Origin of the sequence: Polynucleobacter sp. Fuers-14 (assembly GCF_018882045.1) — a bacterium.
Taxonomy (GTDB): domain Bacteria; phylum Pseudomonadota; class Gammaproteobacteria; order Burkholderiales; family Burkholderiaceae; genus Polynucleobacter.
This window is the reverse complement of sequence record NZ_JACVPG010000034.1, coordinates 1-1,059: the sequence shown is the minus strand read 5'-3', so window position 1 is coordinate 1,059 and position 1,059 is coordinate 1. Positions and strand designations below refer to the sequence as shown.

The 1,059-nt window shown below is 48.3% G+C and carries 1 protein-coding gene; it reads right to left on the bottom strand.

All coding sequences use genetic code 11. From position 1 onward, the window contains the following. Positions 1-7 precede the first annotated feature (7 nt). Positions 8-961, bottom strand: coding sequence for an IS30 family transposase (locus tag ICN40_RS11550; RefSeq protein ID WP_216168232.1), 954 nt, complete (start codon positions 959-961; stop codon positions 8-10). Between the last annotated feature and the right edge of the window lie 98 nt (positions 962-1,059).

Sequence of the window (1,059 nt, the reverse complement as noted above, 5' to 3'; positions counted from 1 at the left end):
CGTAGATTCAAACACGAAGTGCAACACGGTTTAAGGACTGCATAAATACTTCATTGGGGGTTTTAAATCCTAATCGTTTTCTAGGTCGGTTGTTTAAACGGTCTTGGATCATTCTAAGCTCCTTATCGGTCACAGTAGATAGCGGTCTCTTTTTGGGGATGTATTGCCGCAATAGACCATTGAAGTTTTCATTTGATCCACGTTGCCAACTAGCAAACGGATCCGCAAAGTACGTCGTTGATTGAAGAGCTGTATCAATCCTGGCGTGCTCGGCAAATTCCTTGCCGTTGTCAAAAGTCAGGGTTTTAACGAGTGGGGTCACGGCGTTTAATTTAGTGATGATGGCGCTACTGACTAAATCCGACGTCTTGTTCTTGACCTTAGCCAAAACGGCATAGCCACTCTTGCGCTCAACCAAGGTCACAACAGCTTGCTTGTGGGCCGCTCCAATTACAGTATCGCCTTCCCAGTGGCCGACTTGGGATCTTGTCTCAATGTGCGCTGGGCGCTCACTGATCGGCCGCCTACCTACTATTTGGCCTCTGCGATCACGGCCGCTGGCATAGCGTTTCTTGCGCTTTTTTTGGCAACGCAGCTGCTGGTAAAGATTGCCGCCAGCGGCTTTATCGGCGTAGACATGGCGGTAGATGGTCTCATGACTAATGCCAACCTGATTGGCAATTTGGACGGGGCTCCACTGAGCTAAGAGGCAATCCACTGTCTGATTCCATTGATCGGCTGTTATTTGGGCGGCATTACGGCAGCCTAATGAGCGTTCTTCTGCCAACAGGCAGGCTTGCTTGGGACGGTAACCTTTGAGCCCCGTATTGCGAGCAAGCTCTCGGCTAATGGTCGACTTATGCCGATCCATCAGTTGGGCTATTTGAGTTTGGGTTTTTCCGTCTTTCATGAGGATATAAATCTGATATCGTTCAGTTTGGCTAAGGTGTTGATAGGTCATGGCTACTTTGACTTGCAGGTCTAGAAGCTTTGGATACTAAAACATCCTTAGCCTCCTTAACTAGTTGTTCAAAGTTGCACTTCGTAGTTGAATCCACC

What these genes read in the sequence shown, in the direction of transcription:
- ICN40_RS11550 (WP_216168232.1), bottom strand. Translation starts at nt 961, where the DNA reads ATGACCTATCAACACCTTAGCCAAACTGAACGATATCAGATTTATATC.